We start from the raw sequence: 18,237 nt of genomic DNA, 5'->3' as shown, positions 1-18,237 counted from the left end.
CTTCGCCGTTTCTTACTCAATGATTAGAAAGGATTTGCTATGACCCGCCAGCGCCGTTTTAAACAAGTTGATGTATTCACCGCTAAGCCGCTTAAAGGCAATGCACTGGCCGTGATACTCGATGCCGAAGGGCTGACAGACGACGAGATGTTTGCGATGGCCCGCTGGACCAATCTTGCGGAAACCGCGTTTGTGCTCAAACCGACTTCACCGCAAGCGGATTATCGTGTGCGGATTTTTACCACCGATAAAGAGCTGCCGTTCGCCGGACACCCGACGCTGGGCACGGCGTACGCGCTGTTGCAAAGCGGGCTGAAACCGAAAAATGACGGTTATCTGGTGCAGGAATGTGGCGTGGGTCTGGTGCAGGTGAAACAGCTGGCTGAAGGCGGACAGGCATTTTGCGCGCCGCCGGCACAGCAGACACCGCTTGAAAGTCAGCATCTTGAATTGCTGACCACGGCATTACGCGGTGGAAAGATTCAGGCCGATGTCATGCCGGTCGAAGTCGATATGGGGATCATCTGGCTGGTGGTGCGGATGGAAAGCGCGCAGGATTGCCTGAACATCACCGCCGATGCTGCGGCTGTCAGTCAGCTGCAAAGCCAGCTGGGCATTAACGGCATCGCCGTCTACGGTTTGCACGATAAAAACGGTCCGGCGGATTATGAAGTGCGGGCGATTATTGATGAGGATGGCGTGCTGAAAGAAGATCCGGTCACCGGCAGCGCCAATGCCTGTCTGGCGCGGGTGCTGAAAGCGGCGAATTTCCCGGATGGTGCACATATGGCGGAAATTTACCGCGTGCGTCAGGGCACTAAATTGCAGCGCGATGGCCGTGTCACCGTGACGTTTGTCGATGGCGAACCCTGGGTCGGTGGTGATACCTGTACGCTCATCGACGGCACGTTAGATCTCTGATCAGCGTGGCGTCAGCCCATGCTGCGCCGTCTGTAACAGGTGAATAAACGCCTGCATATAGGGCGTGGCATTCAGGTTATGACGATGCAGCAGCCAGGTGCGGTTTTTTACCGTCGTGCCGTCCACGTTGATCGGGCGGCGGTAAAAATGTTCCGGCAGCGGTAAATACGTGGCGACAATCGCATATCCCAGTCCGTGTTCCACCATCGCCATACACACTTCCAGTTTGTCGACTTCCATGGTGATATTCGGCGCATGGGAAAAATGGGCATTCCACCAGCGTTCAATCAGTTGCGTGACATGCGCGCCGTGATGGATTTTAATTTGCGGCATGTGCGGCAGCAGAGCGAAATCAAAATCCTGACTGTTGACCAGCACATAGTCGTCCTCCTCAATCAGGTGTTTGGCTTCCTTCCAGTTAAAATCGTCCTTCACGAGTGCCATATCAATTTCGCCGCGCAGCAGTTTCTGAATGATTTCCTCGCTAAAACCACTCATCAGATTTACGCGGATCCCCGGATGCGTTTGCCGGAACTGGCTGAGCAGCGGCGGCAAACGATAAGCCGCATAGTTGCTCGACACGCCCAGCGAAATCTCGCCCTGTTGTTCCTGATCCAGACTGTGCAGATTGAGTTTCAGTTGCTGCAAATCATTTAAAACATTCACCGCGTGCTGTGCCAGATATTCCCCCTGCGCGCTGAAGGTCAGCCCCTTATGCCCTTCTTCAAACAAACGGATCGCCAGCTTGCGTTCAATCTGACGTAAACGGTAACTGAGCGCAGGCTGCGATGTGTAAAGCTGCTCCGCCGCGCGGGTAATGTTTTTATGCTGATATACCGCCCGCAGGATCAGCCAGTCTTTCTCATTCATTGTTTTTCGCCACCCGTGAATTCTGACTGCCATAAAATAATTTTTGCGTAAAAAGCGCAACAGATAAAAAGGCTCAATTTGACCGAAAACGCCAAAAGCCCTATTTCTGTTAATGATAGAGACGAGTTACCGCAACGCCACAATACATTCATCCGAAAATAATTTTTGGTTTTGCACCATCGCAGGGAATAAATATGTCGGATTGCACTACATCAGTTCATAACCACAACCAACACAAAGTTCAGATTATCGCCGCCGTGGATTCACTCGCCCCGCAGGTCACCGCGCTGGCGCTGAATATTCACGCCAATCCGGAACTGAGTTTTGAGGAAGTCAATTCTGCGGCGGCGCTGATTGCCCCTTTGCGCGCGGCAGGTTTTGAAATTGAAGAACAGCTCGGCGGCCTGCCGACGGCGTTTCGCGCGACCTTTGACAGCGGCAAGCCGGGGCCGGTGATTTCGCTGCTGGCGGAATACGATGCGCTGGTTGATCTCGGGCATGCCTGCGGTCATAACCTGATCGGCACAGCTTCGGTCACTGCCGCGCTGGCGCTGAAACAGGTTTCGCACCTGCTGACCGGCAAGCTCGAAGTGGTGGGAACGCCGGCGGAAGAAGAGGGCGGCGGAAAGATCATCCTCAGTGAAAAAGGATTTTTCGATCACGTTGACGCGGTGATGATGTTCCATCCTCGCGATAAAACTATGGTGGTGCGCGGCGGTCTGGCTTGCGTCGATGCGGTGTTTAAATTCTATGGCAAAGCAGCGCATGCGGCATCGGCACCGCAAAACGGCATCAGCGCGCTGGACGCCGTGATCCACACCTTTAACGGCATTAACGCGCTGCGTCAGTTATTCACCGACGACGTGCGGGTGCACGGCATTATCTCTGACGGCGGCAGCGCCACCAATATCGTTCCGGCTTACAGCGAAGCGAAATTCCTGATGCGTGCCAGCACGGTCAGGGGGCTGGCGGTCGTAAAGCAAAAAGTGTTTGATGCCGCGCGTGGCGCCGCGCTGATGACCGGCGCACGGCTGGAAATCGAAGAAGGGCTGACTTACGCCGAGCGCAATAACAACCTGACGCTGGCGGAATACTTCAAACAGAATCTGGAAATCCTCGGCGTGGAAGTGGTGCCGCCACCGAAAAGCGGCGGTATTGGCTCTTCGGATATCGGCAACGTCAGCCAGATTACGGCGGCGATCCACCCTTACATTCGCATCGGCGACGTATTACCGCATACGCCGGAATTTGCGCAGGCCGCCGGTTCCGAAGCGGGCTTACAGGCGATGTTGCAGGCGGCGAAAGCGCTGGCGATGACGACGGTGGATTTGTGTCAGGACGAAGCAAAGTTGTCGGCGGTGCGGGAAGAGTTTTTAACCTGGAAGTCCCATTTTTAACTTAACAATCAAAATAATAACTTTGGGTGAGAGGAGAGCATTATGATGATAAAAACACTGATGAAGAAGACACTGACGGCTGCTGTTCTGGCACTGACATTTGGCAGCGCGCTGGCGCATGCCGAAGGGGAAACTTTGCGTGTGGCGGCCGATTTAGGCTATCCCCCGTTCCAGTATCGTGATGCGACGGGGAGACCCACCGGTTTTGAAATCGATGTGACCAGCGCGATTTGCAGCGAGATGAAAGTGAAGTGTGAATTTGTTGTCAGCAGTTTTGACGCCGAAATTCCGTCGCTGATTGCTAAAAAAGTGGATTTCATTTCGCCGCAGGGCGCGACAGAAAAACGCCGTAAAGTGATCGACTTCAGCGATTTTGTTTACCATATTCCAACCAAACTGGTGGTGGCAAAAGGCAGCCCGCTGCTGCCGACGCCGGAATCATTGCAGGGCAAACGCATTGCCGTGCAGCAGGGATCGATTCAGGAAATGTACGCCAATACGTTCTGGCAGCCGAAAGGCGTGGAAGTGGTGGCTTATGCCGATCAGGACACCATTTATCAGGACCTGATTGCCGGACGTCTGGATGCGGCGCTGAGCCCGGCGGTTGCCGTGACTTTCGGTTTCCTCAACAAACCGGAAGGCAAGAATTTCACCCTGACCGGCCCGGAAGTGCGTGACGACAAACTGTTCAGTATCGGCTCATCTTACGGCCTGCGTAAGGGCGACGATCACATCAAAAAACTGCTTAATGACGGTCTGGCGAAAATCATCGCCGACGGCACCTGGGAAAAAATTAAGACCCAATACTTTGGCCCGCTGGATATTTCCGTTCATCAGGAGAAGGCCCAATAATGCTGCTGCGCCCGCCGGTTCGTGAACATTTATTGCCGCTGATGGATGGCCTGTTGCGCGAGTTTTCTACGCTGCACCGGCTTTCCGGTTGCGAGGGTGCTGAACAGGCGGCGCGGCGCATGGTGTCTTTGTTGCAGGAACAGGGGCTGGACGCCCGTCTGATGCATTGTCCGTTGTATCTGAGCGATCCGCTGGCCGGACGTCTGCGTTTGCCGGAACAGCCGCAATGGCAGTGCGACGCCAAAACCCGTTCGTTCTCGGCGCACTGTCCGCAGGGTGTGGAAGGGCGTGCATATTACGATGCCGTAGCCTGTGAACCGCGCACAGATCTCGAATGGAGAAGCTGGGCGCAGGATGTAAGAGGCAAAATCGTGATCGCCGGTCAGGGCTTTGAAGATTACGTGCAACGTTTATGCGCGGCAGGTGCCGCCGGGCTTATCCATATCTGGGGATCGGCGGAAACAGCGCTGCATGAAGAAACCGTCGGGCCGGTCTGGGGCACGCCGGAACCGGACGATTTTCTGCGTTACCCGCGACTGCCGGTGATTTGTGTCAATCAGCAGGACGGGCAACGGTTGCTGGCGCAACTACAGCGGGAGCCGCTTTTGGTGCTGGAAATCGCCACCGAACTGAATTTCCACGTCGCTGAATGCAGTATGCCGGTAGTGGATATTCCCGGTACCACGCCGGAATTTGTGCTGCTTTCTTCGCATTATGACGCCTGGCATGAAGGCGTCACGGACAACGCCACCGGCAATGCGCTGTGCCTGGCGATGGCGATCCATTTCCATCAGCAACCGCAAACGCTGTTGCGCGGGCTGCGGATCATCTGGTGGTCCGGACATTCCAATGCCCGCTACGGCGGCTCGACGTGGTATGCCGACAATTACCGCCAGCAGCTGAAGCAGCATTGTGTGGCGCACATCAACGTCGATTCGCCCGGTTGTCTGGATGCTGTGGACGTGGTGCTCAATGCCAGCGGTGCGGAATCGCACGTATTTCTCAATGCCGCGGTGGAAGCCGTGACCGGCGAACCGGCGCGACGCATCACAACGCTGGGCAAAGGCGGCGATCAGTCATTCTGGGGATGCGGTTTGCCTTTGCATTTTGCGTTTCGCGAAGTGCCGCTGGAAAAAACCAGTCAGTCACCGGGCAGTGGCGGAGGCTGGTGGTGGCACACTGAAGCGGACACTTACGATAAAGTGGATCTGAATATTCTCTGGCGCGATACGCAGATCCACGCGCACTGGCTGGAAAGCCTGCTGACGCAGCCCGCGTTGCCGCTGGCTCCGCTGGCGTATCTGAATGGTTTACAGCAGTCTCTGGCAGAACTGATTTCAGCCATCTCACCGGAATTTGATCTCAGGTTGGTAGCTGAAAAATTACAGCAATTACAGCCCGTTTTGGCAGAACTGACTGCGAAGTGGCAGAAGGACCCAATGACGTGGCAGCCGCAGTTAAAACAGGCTATCGCCGGTTTGCATCGCCTGCGATACAGCTCTGTGGACGATTTTCATTACGATCTGAGCTATCGCGGCGGCGCGTTTCCCGGTTTTCAGGAACTGGCTGCGCAGCGTGGAGAGACATCACCGGAAATGTGGCTGATGATGACCACGCGCTTCTGCCGTCAGCGTGATCGTGCCCTGTCGTTACTCGAAAATGTGGCGGCTATTTGTCGCTCATAATCCGCAGCTTCACTGCCGACCATTAAAAACCTCGCCATACCGACAGCATGACAGACTGGCTTACCATTAAACGGATCACTAAACTGACCCATATCCTTCCGGTCGCAGACCGAAAGTCCGGCGCCGAATGAGAAAGCAAGAGCCGGAGGGCGCAGGGGATAATGGCGGCATATGCTGACATTCATCCAGTCGGGAAACGTGAGGCAGAAAATGTCAGGTAAAACACAAGGCATCAACAATACGGCAGCGGAAAAGACAGCCAGCGCACAGAGCCAGGATCCGCGCTGGCAGGCGGTCGTCAGCTGTGATGCGAATGCGGATGGCAAATTTGTTTATGCCGTCAAAACCACCGGGATTTACTGCGCGCCTTCCTGTTCGTCGCGACAGCCGAAACCGGAAAATATCCTCTATTTTGATGACGCCGAATCAGCCGAACAGGCCGGGTTTCGTCCCTGCAAGCGTTGCCGTCAGGGGCTTATCTCACGGGCGCAATTTCACGCTCAGCGCGTCACTCAGGCCTGCCGGTTGCTGGAACAATCTGCCGACATGCTGACGCTCAATCAACTGGCCGCTGAAGTGGGCATCAGTGCTTACCACTTTCATCGTCTGTTTAAGGCGCAAACCGGTGTGACACCTAAAGAATACCAGCAGGCTCAGCGCGCCCGTCGTGTCCGTGAAAAACTGGCAGAATCATCGACAGTCACTGAGGCGATTCACGCGGCGGGATATCCTTCCGATGGCCGGTTTTATGAAACGTCCGCAGCAACGCTCGGCATGACGCCGCAAAGTTTCCGCTCGGGTGGTCGTGACATCAGCGTCTGGTTTGCCATCGGCAAGTCTTCATTTGGCGATATTCTGGTGGCTGAAAGTCAGCGTGGGATCTGTGCCATTTTGCTGGGTGACGATCCTGAAAAGCTGATCAGCGAGCTGCAAAACAGTTTCCCACAAGCGGAATTATTGGGCGGCGATCCGGAATTCGAACAGCGAATTGCTACAGTTGTCGGCTTTGTTGAAGCGCCCCATATCGGGCTGGATTTGCCACTGGATATTCGCGGCACGGCTTTCCAGCAACGCGTGTGGCAGGCATTACGTGATATCCCTGCGGGAACTACCGCCAGTTATGCCGAGATTGCCAATAAAATCGGCTCGCCCAAATCAGTCCGCGCCGTGGCCGGAGCTTGTGCCGCGAACCTGCTGGCGGTCGCCATTCCTTGTCATCGGGTGGTAAAAACCGGCGGTAACATTTCCGGTTACCGCTGGGGCGTGGAACGAAAATGCAGTTTGCTGGCGCGGGAAGAGAAAGGCTGACTATACTCAGCTGACTTTATGATTTTCCAAACATTTTGATGACGAGGAATGCCGTGCCAGCCTGCACTTTACGGATTGCTGAACCCAAAGATATCGAGGCTCTTGCTAAATTACACGTCGCCGTCTGGCGTGATACCTATCGTGAACTGGCACCACCCGACGCATTTGCCGCTCTGGACGTGCCAAAACGGATATCATTCTGGCGAGACAAGTTTGCGCATCCCGCTGTCAGTCAGGGCATTTTTATCGCGGAGGTCGGCGGAGAATTAGCCGGATTCAGTCTGGCTTCGGGTTCTTCAAATCCCGAATTTGGCGATATGGCCGAAATCAAATTTTTGTATGTTTCGCCTGTCTTTAAGCGTCAGGGAATTGGCAGACGTTTGATCGACATAGCTGCCACGCATCTGATCGCAGAAGGTTACCGCAGCGCAGGGCTTGGCGTTGTTGAAGGCAACGAGCCAGCTATTCGATTTTACCGGGCTTTAGGTGGCCTTGAAGCGGGGCGCTATAACGATGCCGGGCCACTCTGGCGTTCGCCTAATATTATCTATTCCTGGCCAGATATTTCAGTGTTAACTCTTTAAATTCAGCCCGCGTTCAAAGAGCCACGCGGGCTGAGAGGATTAACGAAACTCTTCCAGACGTTTCTTCTGCTGACCTTGTGCACTGAAATTGTCTGCACTTAACCAGTGATCAAACGCGGCCTTTGAGGCTGGCCATTCGTAATCAAGAAGCGAATACCAGCAGGTGTCGCGGTTATGACCTTTATTGATGATGGCCTGACGGAACATACCTTCATATTCAAACCCGAAGCGTTTGGCCGCCAGTTTTGACGGCTCGTTCAGACTGTGGCATTTCCATTCGCAGCGGCGATATTTCAACGTATTAAACAAATAACGTTGCAGCAGATAAATGGCTTCAGTGCCAAAACGTGTGCGTTTCATCAGCGGTGACCAGTTCACCCAGCCAATTTCGGCAACGCCATTCACGGCATCAATACGCATCAGAGAAACGCTACCCACCGCGCGCTGTGTTTCGTTGTCGATAACAGCAAAAAATAGCGGATCCTGGCTTTTCTCCTGCTGGGAAATAAACACGTCGCAATCTGCCTGAGTTGCTGGACGATCAACAGCGAGATAAGTCCAGTCACGATTGTCATCAATGCTATGCCAGGCGTTAAATAAATCCTGACTGTGGCGTTCGCAGGACAGAGGCTCAAGATGACACCAGAGGCCATCAAGCTGGACAGGTGCAGGGCGCTCACGGGGTTGCCAGTCGGGGAGGGCATCACCAATGGGTTGGCCAAAGTGGTTCAGGGTGGTCATAGCAGTTTCCATTTTACTATTAATGAACTTCCATAAAATCAGAATGAAATGGCGGCTGCAACCTGCACTTTAATAAAAATCCGCAAAGCGGGCGCAGGCCCGCTTCATTAATACAGGCCTGTCATAAGCGCCCGCTACTTCCGCAGATCCTGATTTTTTCTTCCACGACTTTTTGCATCGCGAGTTTCCCCGGCACAATGTATTTACGCGGGTCGTTAGCGTCCGGATGTTCTGTAAAATACTCTTTCACAGCACCGGCAAAGGCAATTTTCAGTTCGGTCGCCACATTCACTTTGCAAATCCCCAGACCTATAGCCCGGCGGATCATTTCCTCCGGAATACCTGATGCACCATGCAGAACCAACGGAATATCCACCTGCTGACGGATTTGCCCGAGACGGGTGAAATCCAGTTTGGGCTCTCCCTGATACAAGCCGTGAGCGGAACCAATGGCGACGGCCAGTGAATCAATACGCGTGGCTTCAACAAAGTGTTTTGCCACTATCGGATCGGTAAAGAAGCTGTCGCCGTCTTCCACCACCAGATCGTCTTCCTGACCACCCAGACGGCCTAACTCCGCTTCGACACTGGCATCAAAACCATGGCAAAGCCTGACGGCTTCGCACACCTGTCTGATATTTTCTGCCAGCGGGAAGTGCGAGGCGTCTATCATGACGGAGCGGATCCCTGCGCGGACTTTACCTTCAATGTCAGCATGATCCTCATGATGATCCAGATGCAGGGCCAGCGGAATGCGGTACTTTCGTGCGGCTTCCTGACATATCGAGATCAGATAGTCTGTTCCTGCATAGCTGAAAGTTCCTGGTGTTCCTGCAAGAATGACGGGTGAGTTCATGGCTGCCGCAGTTTCGGCGACTACTTGTACTGTCTCCAGATTGTGGACGTTGAAAGCCGGTACGGCATAGCCTTCGCGCTGGGCGGCAAGCAGCATTTCCCTATTTGAAATCAGATACATTGTCTCAGTTCCCTGTCATATCCAGTAAAATTTTCCCTGTCATCGGCTTTCCTGCGAGTGCCGTCACTTCTCTGACAAATTCTTCCGCTGCTCCAATGCTTGCGATCAGCGCTTCCAGATTTATCTTTTGCTCTGCAAAAAGTTGTGTCGCCTGCTGCCATTCACTGCCAGGCCAGGGAGCGGAATAATTCATCCAGCTGCCCAGCAATGTCAGTTCTTTACGCAGGATATGGCTGAAGGTCGCAACATTCAGGGTCAGATCTTTGTGCAATGTTCCAACCAGCGCCACCTGAGCTTTAGGGCCTGCGATATCAAGGGAAAGCGCCACGGTTTGCGGCGTGCCCGCTGTTTCAATAATCAGCTGGTTAAAGCGTCGTTCATGTGTTTTCTGACGGATGTCATCGGCGCTCAGCGTCGCGCTGTTAAAGGCATGACTGGCACCAGTTTCCAGCGCAAGAGCCAGGCGCTGAGGATTAATATCAATGGCTGTTACGGATTTTGCACCCAGTGCGCTGGCCGCCTGAATGATGAGTTGTCCGATGGTACCCGCGCCAATCACAATGACCTCTTTATCCTGACACCCACCGGCCAGTTTGAGGGCATGTAAACCGACTGTGATAGGCTCGAGGAATGCGCCCTGCAAAAGGGAGGCATTTTCCGGTAATTTGAATAAATTTTTGCGGGAAACCACCGCATATTCAGCGTGCCCCCCCTCGCGGCGTGAGCCAATAAAGTCGTAATGCTTGCACTGTGAATAAGCTGCTTTCTTGCATTCTTCACATTCAAAGCACGGGAGTAACGGTACGCAGGCTACTGCATCACCTTCCTCCAGGTCGTGAATATCTTTCCCGATGCTGACGACATGACCGCTAAATTCATGGCCGAGGGTGATGGGATAAAAATGCGAGCTATTGGCGAAGATGCGCGGAATATCTGACCCGCAAAGCCCAGAATAAGCGATGCGAACCAATACATCGTCAGAGGCATTGAGTGTCGGGGCCGGACGTTCTTCAATCGTCATCTTCCCGCCGGTATTTACAACAACAGATTTCATAGTCGGTTCCTTGAGCGGGGGCATCCCCCCGCTGAGATGAAGTTAAGAAGTGGCCTGTGCAACAACTGCCAGTTTTTCAGCCTGAGTAAACTTGCGTGCACGACGCCATGTCAGGAAGACCCCGATGGCATAGACGACGCCAATAACGCTCAGCCCCACGATATTCTTCAGTGTGCAGAGCTGGATCAGCAGATAGGTGATGGGTGAACCGCCCTGATCCATCGATGCGACTCTGCCGCCTGCGGTAAGTGCACCGGCATTCGCTGCCAGCTGCGTATGCAGGTCGATAGTCTGAGTCGCAATCCACAACGTGATGCTCATGATGATGCAGCCGGAGATAAGGGTGCGGAACAGGTTGCCCTGATGGACGGCGACGGCGATGGCAACGAAGAAACCGATAGTGGCCAGATCCCCAAACGGCAGGACCTGATTGCCCGGTACCAGTACGGCAATCAGAATGGTCAGTGGAATAAAGATCAGGCTGGCAGAAACCACTGCGGTATGACCGAGCAGAAGGGCGGGATCCAAACCAATCAGGAATTCCTGTCCACCAAAGCGGGCTTGCAAACGGGTACGGGCATGGCGGGCAATAGGTGTTAAGCCGTCCATGATCGGTTTGATGACTCTTGGCATCAGGAGCATCACTGCCGCTGTTTTAACGGCCAGTTGCAGTACACCTTTAACGTCATAACCGGCGAGGAAACCAATGATCAGCCCCATTACAAAACCGACGGTGACCGGTTCCCCAAAGGGACCGAAACGTTTTTGAACATCGTCAGCGCTGAAATGAATTTTGTTCAGGCCGGGGATCTTCTCGATAATGGTATCGACCAGTACAGCGATCGGGCCAAGATAGGCCGAAGAACCGTGCGGGATCGCAATGCCTTCAAGATTAAAGAAATCCCGTGTGTCCTTCGCGAACCAGTCACCCAGTTTGTAGACAAACGCCGCATGCACCACGACACCCATAATCCCCAGCCAGTAAGAGCCGGTAGCCAGATGCAACATGGCACCGGTGAATGTCATGTGCCAGATATTCCAGATATCCACATTGACCACACGCGTCATGCGGGTCAGCAGCATCACAATATTCACACCGATAGCAATCGGAATGGCAACCAGTGCAATTTGTGAAGCCCAGGTCATTGGGGACGAACCTGGCCAGCCAATATCGATAACCTGCAGATTGATTTGAAAGTGCTCAGCCATGGCTTTTGCTGCGGGACCGATAGAGTCGAGCATCAGGCCGATCACTAATCCGATACCGACAAAACCGATGCCGATATGAATTGCCGATTTAAAAGAATCCCCCAGTTTCATCCCTAATATCAGAGAGAATACGATGATGACGCCGGGCAACATGACAGTCGGCCCGAGATCGAGGATGTAGCGCATTATTTCGGTAAACATGGCTTACTCCTGTAACAGGGTCAGTATTTGCTGGCGCAATGTATCCATGCCCACACCCGAGATAAACGGCATCCCGTGAACCACCGGAATGCTGCCGAATGTCCGGTCGACTTTGGCGGTAGTACAGATCAGATGAGCACCGTGCATATAGGTTTCGATCTCTGTTACGCGACACTGCACGAGATCCACTTTTATGCCGTTTGCCTCACACAGTTCTTTGATTTCTTCTGCTGCCAGCGTAGATGTGGCAACGGCTCCGCCACAGGCAACAATAATTTTTCGCTTCACGTTAAGGCTCCTTAATAGGTTGTTTTTGATATTATTTTTTTAGGTAAGACGTCAGATTCATTACCGAGAATGCGTTCAGGTGCAAACTGCGGATCGCTTCTCCGGTTGTGAAATAAAGATGTGTTGTTTAAACAGCGCACAAAGCTGCTCTTCAGGCGCCGTCAGCAAGCTATTGTAAAAAACGGGATCTTGTAACTGGCTGAATAACTGACGTAATAAGTTCAGCTGTTCAGAAGGATGAGTGACTATCAGGGCAATAATCAGGGATGCCGGAATGGTACCGTCGTCGTCTGCCTGAAAAAATTCCACCGCTGTGTCGGGTCTGATCAGATAAATGGCCGGGCTGCGGGCATGTGACGCTTCACAGTGGGGAATGGCGACCGCATGGTGTTCCAGCTGGATCCCCGTTGGAAATTCAGCTTCACGATTGATCAGCGCGAGTGGATACGACGTTTCCACTACGCCTTCCTGAACCATTCGTTCGCCGATATGCGTGAGCGCCTCGTGATGATCCGCAAAACTGATACCGGTTTTGACGAAAATCTCGCAGTTATGCATGACAGGATCCTTCCTGAACGCCTTGCCGGGGTGTGCAACCAAAGTGGTATGCACGTAAAACATCCTGAATTTTGTCGATAATAAGTTCGTGCGGATCACTGGCGAGTTTGCCGGTCATCACCCGTTCAAACTGAGCAGGAAGATATTGGCTCAGCAGGCCAAGTGGGATATCCACTGAACGCAGGTTAGTGATTAAAACATCCATTGCCCGGTTGATGCGGGCATGTGGCCAGTAGTAGCGAATGCGATCGGACAGACTGAAATGCAGGTCGATGAGTGAAAGGCTGAATGTCGGGTTGTAATATTTTTTCCAGTAACCAGGTTCATCCAGCATGACGCCATCAATGACTGTCAGAAGCTGGCTGCGGGACTCAGGTGCAATGAGTACCTGTTCAATGTTTGCCAGTGCGAAAACGGCTTCCCGTAAGGCAAAAGTCAACGCAGGGCCTACTTTCAGGATGGCGAAGTGATCGTTGACCAGGCTGCGATAGGAATCGCGGGTCTGGTAATCGGTGGAATGGGCCTCGTAAATTAGCGGAGTCGTCGCGATATAAGCGGACAGCTCCCTGGCGAGTTCGGGCTGGTAGTGGATGACACGGCTATGATCGAATTCAACACCTGGCTGGACTACGACGGCGATAATTCTGCCTATTGCGTCATTGAGCCCGAGTTCACGAAATGCCTGATGATGCATGTCGAGAGTGGCTTTGGCGTCTGCGGCTTTGGTGACATGGACATGCTCAATGGCGGAAGACTCACCGCCGGGCACCGGAACTTCGGTACCGATGACATAGGTCAGCCGTTGTTTCTGTTGTGCCGTAGCGACGTTTTCCGCGACCTGGCATAAACGCGCTGCTCGCTGAGCCACCACGAAGGGATCCAGAGGAACAGGATCGTCCGCGCAAGACATGGACGCATCCAGATGAATTTTGCTGAACCCGGCTTCAACATAGCGGGCAATCAGCACCTCGGCTTTTGCCATTGCGTTTTCAGCGCTTTCATTCTGCCAGCAGTTCGGCCCCAGATGGTCACCCCCTAAAATCAGACGATGCGTAGGGAATCCCATTTTTTCGGCAATCGCGAGAACGAAATCTCGAAAATCCATCGGCAGCATTCCGGTATAACCACCAAACTGATTGACCTGATTGGACGTCGCTTCGATCAACACTTTGCGATCGGTATGCAGGTCTTCGCGTAACGCCGCTTCAATCACCAGTGGATGCGCAGAGCACACTGAACATATGCCGATCCTTTCACTTGTCTTATGTTTAGCAATAATGTCTTTCATTTTATGCCTCCGTTTATTTTCGAAGAGGATCGTACCTTTACGAAAGTCAAACAATAGCGTTTTCTGCATAATGTGATGGAGATCGAAATGTTTCGTAAGTTTATTGCATTCGTTTTCTTTCGTTTAAGGTGGCGTAGCGGAAAATGAAAAGCTAAAATCTCTGTCAGCAGCAAAGCGGCATCGGGAGTTGCTGCGATTCACATCGCAGGGAATTTTTACTCCTCATTAAGTTGTCTTTTGTTTACACTGTGAGGAATATGACCTTTCGGATTACTCATAATGAATACCTATGAACGTCGTAATAGAATCATTGATTTAGTGAATGAGAATGGCAGTGTTCTGGTGACGGACCTTTCGAGTGCTTTCGAAGTTTCGGAGGTGACCATTCGTTCGGATTTGAGTCTGCTGGAACAAAAAGGCGCTCTTAGCCGCTTTCATGGTGGTGCGGCAAAATGGACGGCGAAGGAAGCTTCCGGCCAGGAAAAACCGCCGGGAGAATTGGTTTTAGAAGAGCGCTATCTTCAGGCTAGCGACCCCAAAAAACGTATCGCACAAGCTGCTGCCGGCATGGTTAAACCCGGCGATACCGTGATCCTCGACAGCGGTAGCACAACGATGTTGCTGGCCGAGGAACTCGTAAAATCAGGGGACATTACGGTCATCACCAATAATCTTCCTGCCGCTTTTGTTTTGTCTGAAAACCCAGACATCACACTGGTAGTTTGCGGGGGAACGCTGCGGCATAAAACCCGTTCATTACATGGCAATATCACTGAATACGCGTTGCAGGGCATTGTGGCCAACCTGATGTTTGTCGGCGCCGATGGTCTGGATGCAGCCACCGGGATCACGACATTTAACGAAGGCTACAGCATCAGCGGCATCATGGCCGATGCGGCTCAGCACGTCGTCGTTGTCACGGATTCCACTAAATTTGGACGCCGTGGTTACAACCTTGTTCTGCCGATGGAAAAAATCGACACCATCATCACAGACAGTGAGATAACTGAAGATGCATGCGCAGCGTTGAAACGGACGTCAACAAAACTCATTCTTGTATAACCTTTAAAGCGATGACTTAAGGTGGCGCTGACTATAAGCCTGCTTTGAAAGAGGGGATATGGGGTGTTTCGATGATTGCATAACATCACGCAGAGAATGTAATGCGTTGCAGTAATTGAAATTAGTTAGTGGAAGATGGTTCGCGGGAAATGCCTGCTGCAGAGCGTGGGTCATGCGACAGGCAGAAGTGATGTCAGGATTTTTTGTTGTACACCCCAAAGCTGAAATATTTCTTTTCCAGCTTTTCGAAGGTGCCATCTTTGTGGATTTCAGCCAGCGCATTGTTAATTACTGCGAGATGAGTCTTGTCATCTTTGCGCAAACCGATAGCAGTCCCTTCACCTAAGTAGCGGGTATCATTTAAAGGTTCGCCAGCGAAAGCGTAATCAGTGCCTTCCTTCGTTTTTAGAAAGCCCGTCTCAGCCGCTGCAGCGTTAGTTAACGTGACGTCGATGCGTCCGGATGCCAGATCCTGATTTATAAAATCCTGATTCTGATAAGAAACCACATTCACACCTTTCTTCTGCCATTCACTTTGCGCGTAAGCTTCCTGCGTGGTGCCCTGAGCTACACCGACAGTTTTACCTTTCAGGGAATCTGCCGTGGGTTGTAAGCCACTGCCTTTCCTGGCAATCAGAATACTCGGCACGTGATAAAGCATGTGGGAGAAATTGACCTGCGTTTTACGTTTTGGCGTCATCGACATTGCTGACAGTACTGCATCAAACTTTTTGGCATTCAGCGCCGGGATAATGCCGTCATAGGCGGTTTCGACCCATTCACATTTCACTTTCGCCTGCGCGCAAATAGCGTTGCCTAAATCGATATCAAAACCGACAAGCTGACCATCGGGGGCCTTAGATTCGAAAGGGGGGAACGACGGATCGACACCAAATCGCAGTGTGGTATCCGCCTGCGCCATCCCGCTGGTGGTGGTTAATGCTGCGATGATCAGCAAGCTGCTTCTTTTCATAAGTGTTCTCCGGTGGTACCCAATAAAAACAACCCCCCGACCGGCTGCGACGAGGGTAAAAAGATCGTTCTATATTTTGAATATGACGACTGGGTTCATTGTGGTCAAGCGGCAAACTTATGTGCAAAACGGGCAGCAGTGCGAGATAAGGATGATTGGTTTTTGGGCAGAATATGCGAGGGAAGTAATGGAGTGTGTAGCAGGATAAGTTCTGCAATACACTTTAAAAACAACAGGATGGATAGGCGAGTATCAGCAGGTATCAGGTAATAAAAAAGCCGCAAACCCTTGCGGGTTGCGGCTTTCTTTGCGGTAACGGGCCAGCCTCCCCACAATATCCTCACATTGACAACATATTGCTGAGGTATGCCATGAAACCCGATTCAACCAAAACCGTCGAAGCTGTTATCCAGGACTTTCTTCAGGTCAAAGCCGGTCACAACGAAAAGCCATCATCAGGAAACGCGGAAGGTGCTATCCAACACTTTGAGCAGGCCAAAGCGGCGTTTGCGAAGAAAAAGCAGGCACTTGAAGAAATTGAAAGTTCGATTGCGCGATGCGCCCAGGAAAAAGAAACGGCGAACAGCGAAATCAAAGAGAACGAAGAGAGCTGGCGTTCGCGTTTTCGCAAGTCACGCGGGGTTATGACTGACGAACTCAAGAACGTACACAGTCAGCGGGCTATTCAGCAGGGATTAGTTAAAGAGTTCGATGACCTGATTGAAGAATTGAATGTCGAGAAACAGTCGGCGATGTTGCATTGTGCTAATGCCGGGGATGCGTTGATTAGCGCCCACCGCAGCGCACTGAATGCCTATGCTGATACACAGTGGCGCATGGCCATCAACCATCTCAGTCCGGCGCTTGTGCGAGCTGTGAAACTTAAACTTCTGGCGTTATCCACCGTAAGTTATCAGGAAACACAATCCGGTCATTATGTAGAGCCCGCCAAGATTATCAGCGCTGAAATTGGCAACGCGTTAGTCGGTGCGGCTCACATAGGTCAGTTCAACATGGATGCAGAACCTGTGCTGGAGAAAATCGGGATGCATTCTCCTGCGCTGCCTGGTGTCGATATGGCGCTATTGCAAAGCCCGATAAAAAGGCAATTACTGGCACAAAAACTCTCCCAGCGTATCGATTCAAACAAGGAGTAATAGCAAATGATGCGCTGCCCGCTTTGCAGCTCTGTTTCTCACATTCGCACAAGCCGTTATATCACCGAACAGACTAAGGAGTCTAATTATCAGTGCACCAGGCTGGAATGCTCATGCGCATTTAAAACAAATGAAAGCGTCAGTAAAATCGTCAAAAGAGAAAATCTAAAGCGGAAAATATAAATTTCAGCTCGTTTCAATTCCCCAAAAAAATAATCTCAAGTGCCGCTTTCGCAGAAGGCGGTATTTTTCATTAATACGGTGCAAAACCGTCCCTCCTGACAGCCTTTTCTCTGGCTAGCCTGCCCTTGTGAGCTCTGCATGCATAGGGTGCATGGTTTTGCATGCATTCGGGAGTGCTCAAAATGGCTCTAACCCCATGCTACACGGGCTTTCAGCGGTTTTTCTTCATGCATTAAAACCAGCGAGCTAAGTCAGCAGCGGGCAGGCGGGGAGAATTGCGCGCAGAGTATCTTAATGCTCTAATGTAGGACGTTGTGGAATGTTTATTTTTGTATTTTAATTTTTTATCACATTAGTGAGAAGTCTAGGTGACATATGAATAAAGATAACTGGCCGGATTATTACTGGGAGCACTTAGCCTATTTAGAGGCTTCGTGTTTAGAGAATAACTTTAAGTTGGTCAAAGATTGGGATTCCCTAGCGCAAAAATGCATGCTTCTTGCTATTAAGGCTCCATTTCTTGTGAAAAGCGAGAGAAATAAATTATCCCTTAAAGTGGCTTCTGCATTTATGAAGCGAACCATGAGCGATTTCAGAGGTGCGTGGCTCTTACTAAATATCGGATACCCATATCAAGCTGCTTGTGTTGCAGCCTCCTTATATGAAAATTCTTTGATCGTGAACTGTATTAGTGATAGTGATGACTTAGCAACTAAAGCACTTGAATGTAGAGGTGGAGATATTCCATGGGGCCCTAAAAAACTTGCACAAATGGCTGCTCAAAAGGATCTTTATGGAGTGATAAAAAATGACCAGCCAAATAATGTTGAGTATAAAAAAGCTTGGGAATTATGTTATCATAATTATAAATTACTATGTAAGATGAAACATCCAACAATTCAGCAATTGAAAGAAGAAGTAAAAAATACG

Annotated in this window: 19 protein-coding genes; 10 read left to right on the top strand and 9 right to left on the bottom strand. The window is 51.6% G+C overall.

The window, feature by feature from the left end; translation table 11 throughout:
* The first annotated feature begins 39 nt into the window (after positions 1-39).
* A complete protein-coding gene (locus tag D6C13_RS17640; RefSeq protein WP_120134006.1) occupies positions 40-921 on the top strand; it encodes a PhzF family phenazine biosynthesis protein in 882 nt (293 codons plus the stop codon).
* Here the strand turns inward: D6C13_RS17640 and D6C13_RS17635 are convergent, their stop codons facing one another.
* Positions 922-1,791 carry a LysR family transcriptional regulator gene (locus D6C13_RS17635; protein ID WP_120134005.1) on the bottom strand — a complete coding sequence of 290 codons (870 nt, stop codon included), beginning with the start codon at positions 1,789-1,791 and terminating at the stop codon, positions 922-924.
* Positions 1,792-1,985: 194 nt separating this feature from the next.
* Here D6C13_RS17635 and D6C13_RS17630 point away from each other — a divergent pair, with 194 nt between their 5' ends.
* From D6C13_RS17630 to D6C13_RS17610, 5 genes are all read left to right on the top strand, one after another.
* Positions 1,986-3,188: a M20 family metallopeptidase gene (locus tag D6C13_RS17630; protein WP_120134004.1), complete on the top strand. Its 1,203-nt coding sequence runs from the start codon at positions 1,986-1,988 to the stop codon at positions 3,186-3,188.
* A 57-nt stretch (positions 3,189-3,245) separates the two neighbouring features.
* Positions 3,246-4,040, top strand: a complete 795-nt coding sequence (locus D6C13_RS17625) for a transporter substrate-binding domain-containing protein (RefSeq protein WP_120134077.1) — start codon at positions 3,246-3,248, stop codon at positions 4,038-4,040.
* Entirely contained in the window at positions 4,040-5,725 is a 1,686-nt protein-coding gene (locus tag D6C13_RS17620) for a M28 family peptidase (RefSeq protein WP_120134003.1), read from the top strand. The genes D6C13_RS17625 and D6C13_RS17620 overlap by 1 nt, the downstream gene beginning before the upstream one ends.
* A gap of 210 nt (positions 5,726-5,935) precedes the next feature.
* Positions 5,936-7,033 carry a bifunctional DNA-binding transcriptional regulator/O6-methylguanine-DNA methyltransferase Ada gene (ada, locus tag D6C13_RS17615; protein ID WP_120134076.1) on the top strand — a complete coding sequence of 366 codons (1,098 nt, stop codon included), beginning with the start codon at positions 5,936-5,938 and terminating at the stop codon, positions 7,031-7,033.
* A gap of 53 nt (positions 7,034-7,086) precedes the next feature.
* Positions 7,087-7,617: a GNAT family N-acetyltransferase gene (locus D6C13_RS17610; protein WP_120134002.1), complete on the top strand. Its 531-nt coding sequence runs from the start codon at positions 7,087-7,089 to the stop codon at positions 7,615-7,617.
* A gap of 39 nt (positions 7,618-7,656) precedes the next feature.
* Here D6C13_RS17610 and D6C13_RS17605 read toward each other — a convergent pair whose 3' ends face one another.
* The 7 genes from D6C13_RS17605 to gatZ form a co-directional block, all read right to left on the bottom strand.
* Positions 7,657-8,358, bottom strand: coding sequence for a GNAT family N-acetyltransferase (locus tag D6C13_RS17605; RefSeq protein WP_120134001.1), 702 nt, complete (start codon positions 8,356-8,358; stop codon positions 7,657-7,659).
* A gap of 121 nt (positions 8,359-8,479) precedes the next feature.
* Positions 8,480-9,334, bottom strand: a complete 855-nt coding sequence (locus tag D6C13_RS17600; protein ID WP_120134000.1) for a tagatose bisphosphate family class II aldolase — start codon at positions 9,332-9,334, stop codon at positions 8,480-8,482.
* 4 nt (positions 9,335-9,338) lie between these two features.
* A complete protein-coding gene (gene gatD, locus D6C13_RS17595; protein ID WP_120133999.1) occupies positions 9,339-10,388 on the bottom strand; it encodes a galactitol-1-phosphate 5-dehydrogenase in 1,050 nt (349 codons plus the stop codon).
* Between the two features lie 42 nt (positions 10,389-10,430).
* Positions 10,431-11,798: a galactitol-specific PTS transporter subunit IIC gene (locus D6C13_RS17590; RefSeq protein WP_120133998.1), complete on the bottom strand. Its 1,368-nt coding sequence runs from the start codon at positions 11,796-11,798 to the stop codon at positions 10,431-10,433.
* A 3-nt stretch (positions 11,799-11,801) separates the two neighbouring features.
* Entirely contained in the window at positions 11,802-12,086 is a 285-nt protein-coding gene (gatB, locus tag D6C13_RS17585) for a PTS galactitol transporter subunit IIB (protein WP_120133997.1), read from the bottom strand.
* Positions 12,087-12,161: 75 nt separating this feature from the next.
* Positions 12,162-12,644 carry a PTS galactitol transporter subunit IIA gene (gene gatA, locus D6C13_RS17580; protein WP_120133996.1) on the bottom strand — a complete coding sequence of 161 codons (483 nt, stop codon included), beginning with the start codon at positions 12,642-12,644 and terminating at the stop codon, positions 12,162-12,164.
* Positions 12,637-13,932, bottom strand: coding sequence for a tagatose-bisphosphate aldolase subunit GatZ (gatZ, locus tag D6C13_RS17575; RefSeq protein WP_120133995.1), 1,296 nt, complete (start codon positions 13,930-13,932; stop codon positions 12,637-12,639). The genes gatA and gatZ overlap by 8 nt, the downstream gene beginning before the upstream one ends.
* A 279-nt stretch (positions 13,933-14,211) precedes the next feature.
* On the opposite strand from gatZ, the gene D6C13_RS17570 reads away from it, so the two are divergent.
* Positions 14,212-14,994, top strand: a complete 783-nt coding sequence (locus tag D6C13_RS17570) for a DeoR/GlpR family DNA-binding transcription regulator (RefSeq protein ID WP_120133994.1) — start codon at positions 14,212-14,214, stop codon at positions 14,992-14,994.
* A gap of 193 nt (positions 14,995-15,187) precedes the next feature.
* Here the strand turns inward: D6C13_RS17570 and D6C13_RS17565 are convergent, their stop codons facing one another.
* Positions 15,188-15,967 carry an ABC transporter substrate-binding protein gene (locus tag D6C13_RS17565; protein ID WP_120133993.1) on the bottom strand — a complete coding sequence of 260 codons (780 nt, stop codon included), beginning with the start codon at positions 15,965-15,967 and terminating at the stop codon, positions 15,188-15,190.
* A 371-nt stretch (positions 15,968-16,338) separates the two neighbouring features.
* Here D6C13_RS17565 and D6C13_RS17560 point away from each other — a divergent pair, with 371 nt between their 5' ends.
* The 3 genes from D6C13_RS17560 to D6C13_RS17550 all read left to right on the top strand — a co-directional run.
* Positions 16,339-17,124, top strand: a complete 786-nt coding sequence (locus D6C13_RS17560) for a capsid protein (RefSeq protein WP_120133992.1) — start codon at positions 16,339-16,341, stop codon at positions 17,122-17,124.
* 6 nt (positions 17,125-17,130) lie between these two features.
* Positions 17,131-17,307 (top strand): ogr/Delta-like zinc finger family protein, encoded by a 177-nt coding sequence (locus D6C13_RS17555; RefSeq protein WP_120133991.1) that lies wholly within the window; start codon positions 17,131-17,133, stop codon positions 17,305-17,307.
* Positions 17,308-17,682: 375 nt separating this feature from the next.
* The coding region (locus D6C13_RS17550; protein ID WP_147408187.1) for a hypothetical protein at positions 17,683-18,237 on the top strand (555 nt) is incomplete at its 3' end.

This window comes from Rahnella woolbedingensis, from assembly GCF_003602095.1.
GTDB lineage: Bacteria > Pseudomonadota > Gammaproteobacteria > Enterobacterales > Enterobacteriaceae > Rahnella > Rahnella woolbedingensis.
This window is presented reverse-complemented; position numbering and strand designations above follow the sequence as displayed.

Excerpts from the sequence above, each read along its gene's own strand:
- D6C13_RS17555 (WP_120133991.1), top strand. The coding sequence starts at position 17,131 with ATGATGCGCTGCCCGCTTTGCAGCTCTGTTTCTCACATTCGCACAAGC.
- D6C13_RS17590 (WP_120133998.1), bottom strand. The coding sequence starts at position 11,798 with ATGTTTACCGAAATAATGCGCTACATCCTCGATCTCGGGCCGACTGTC.
- gatD (WP_120133999.1), bottom strand. The coding sequence starts at position 10,388 with ATGAAATCTGTTGTTGTAAATACCGGCGGGAAGATGACGATTGAAGAA.
- D6C13_RS17605 (WP_120134001.1), bottom strand. The coding sequence starts at position 8,358 with ATGACCACCCTGAACCACTTTGGCCAACCCATTGGTGATGCCCTCCCC.
- D6C13_RS17570 (WP_120133994.1), top strand. The coding sequence starts at position 14,212 with ATGAATACCTATGAACGTCGTAATAGAATCATTGATTTAGTGAATGAG.
- D6C13_RS17620 (WP_120134003.1), top strand. The coding sequence starts at position 4,040 with ATGCTGCTGCGCCCGCCGGTTCGTGAACATTTATTGCCGCTGATGGAT.
- D6C13_RS17600 (WP_120134000.1), bottom strand. The coding sequence starts at position 9,334 with ATGTATCTGATTTCAAATAGGGAAATGCTGCTTGCCGCCCAGCGCGAA.
- ada (WP_120134076.1), top strand. The coding sequence starts at position 5,936 with ATGTCAGGTAAAACACAAGGCATCAACAATACGGCAGCGGAAAAGACA.
- gatA (WP_120133996.1), bottom strand. The coding sequence starts at position 12,644 with ATGCATAACTGCGAGATTTTCGTCAAAACCGGTATCAGTTTTGCGGAT.
- D6C13_RS17560 (WP_120133992.1), top strand. The coding sequence starts at position 16,339 with ATGAAACCCGATTCAACCAAAACCGTCGAAGCTGTTATCCAGGACTTT.
- D6C13_RS17630 (WP_120134004.1), top strand. The coding sequence starts at position 1,986 with ATGTCGGATTGCACTACATCAGTTCATAACCACAACCAACACAAAGTT.
- gatZ (WP_120133995.1), bottom strand. The coding sequence starts at position 13,932 with ATGAAAGACATTATTGCTAAACATAAGACAAGTGAAAGGATCGGCATA.
- D6C13_RS17565 (WP_120133993.1), bottom strand. The coding sequence starts at position 15,967 with ATGAAAAGAAGCAGCTTGCTGATCATCGCAGCATTAACCACCACCAGC.
- D6C13_RS17640 (WP_120134006.1), top strand. The coding sequence starts at position 40 with ATGACCCGCCAGCGCCGTTTTAAACAAGTTGATGTATTCACCGCTAAG.
- D6C13_RS17635 (WP_120134005.1), bottom strand. The coding sequence starts at position 1,791 with ATGAATGAGAAAGACTGGCTGATCCTGCGGGCGGTATATCAGCATAAA.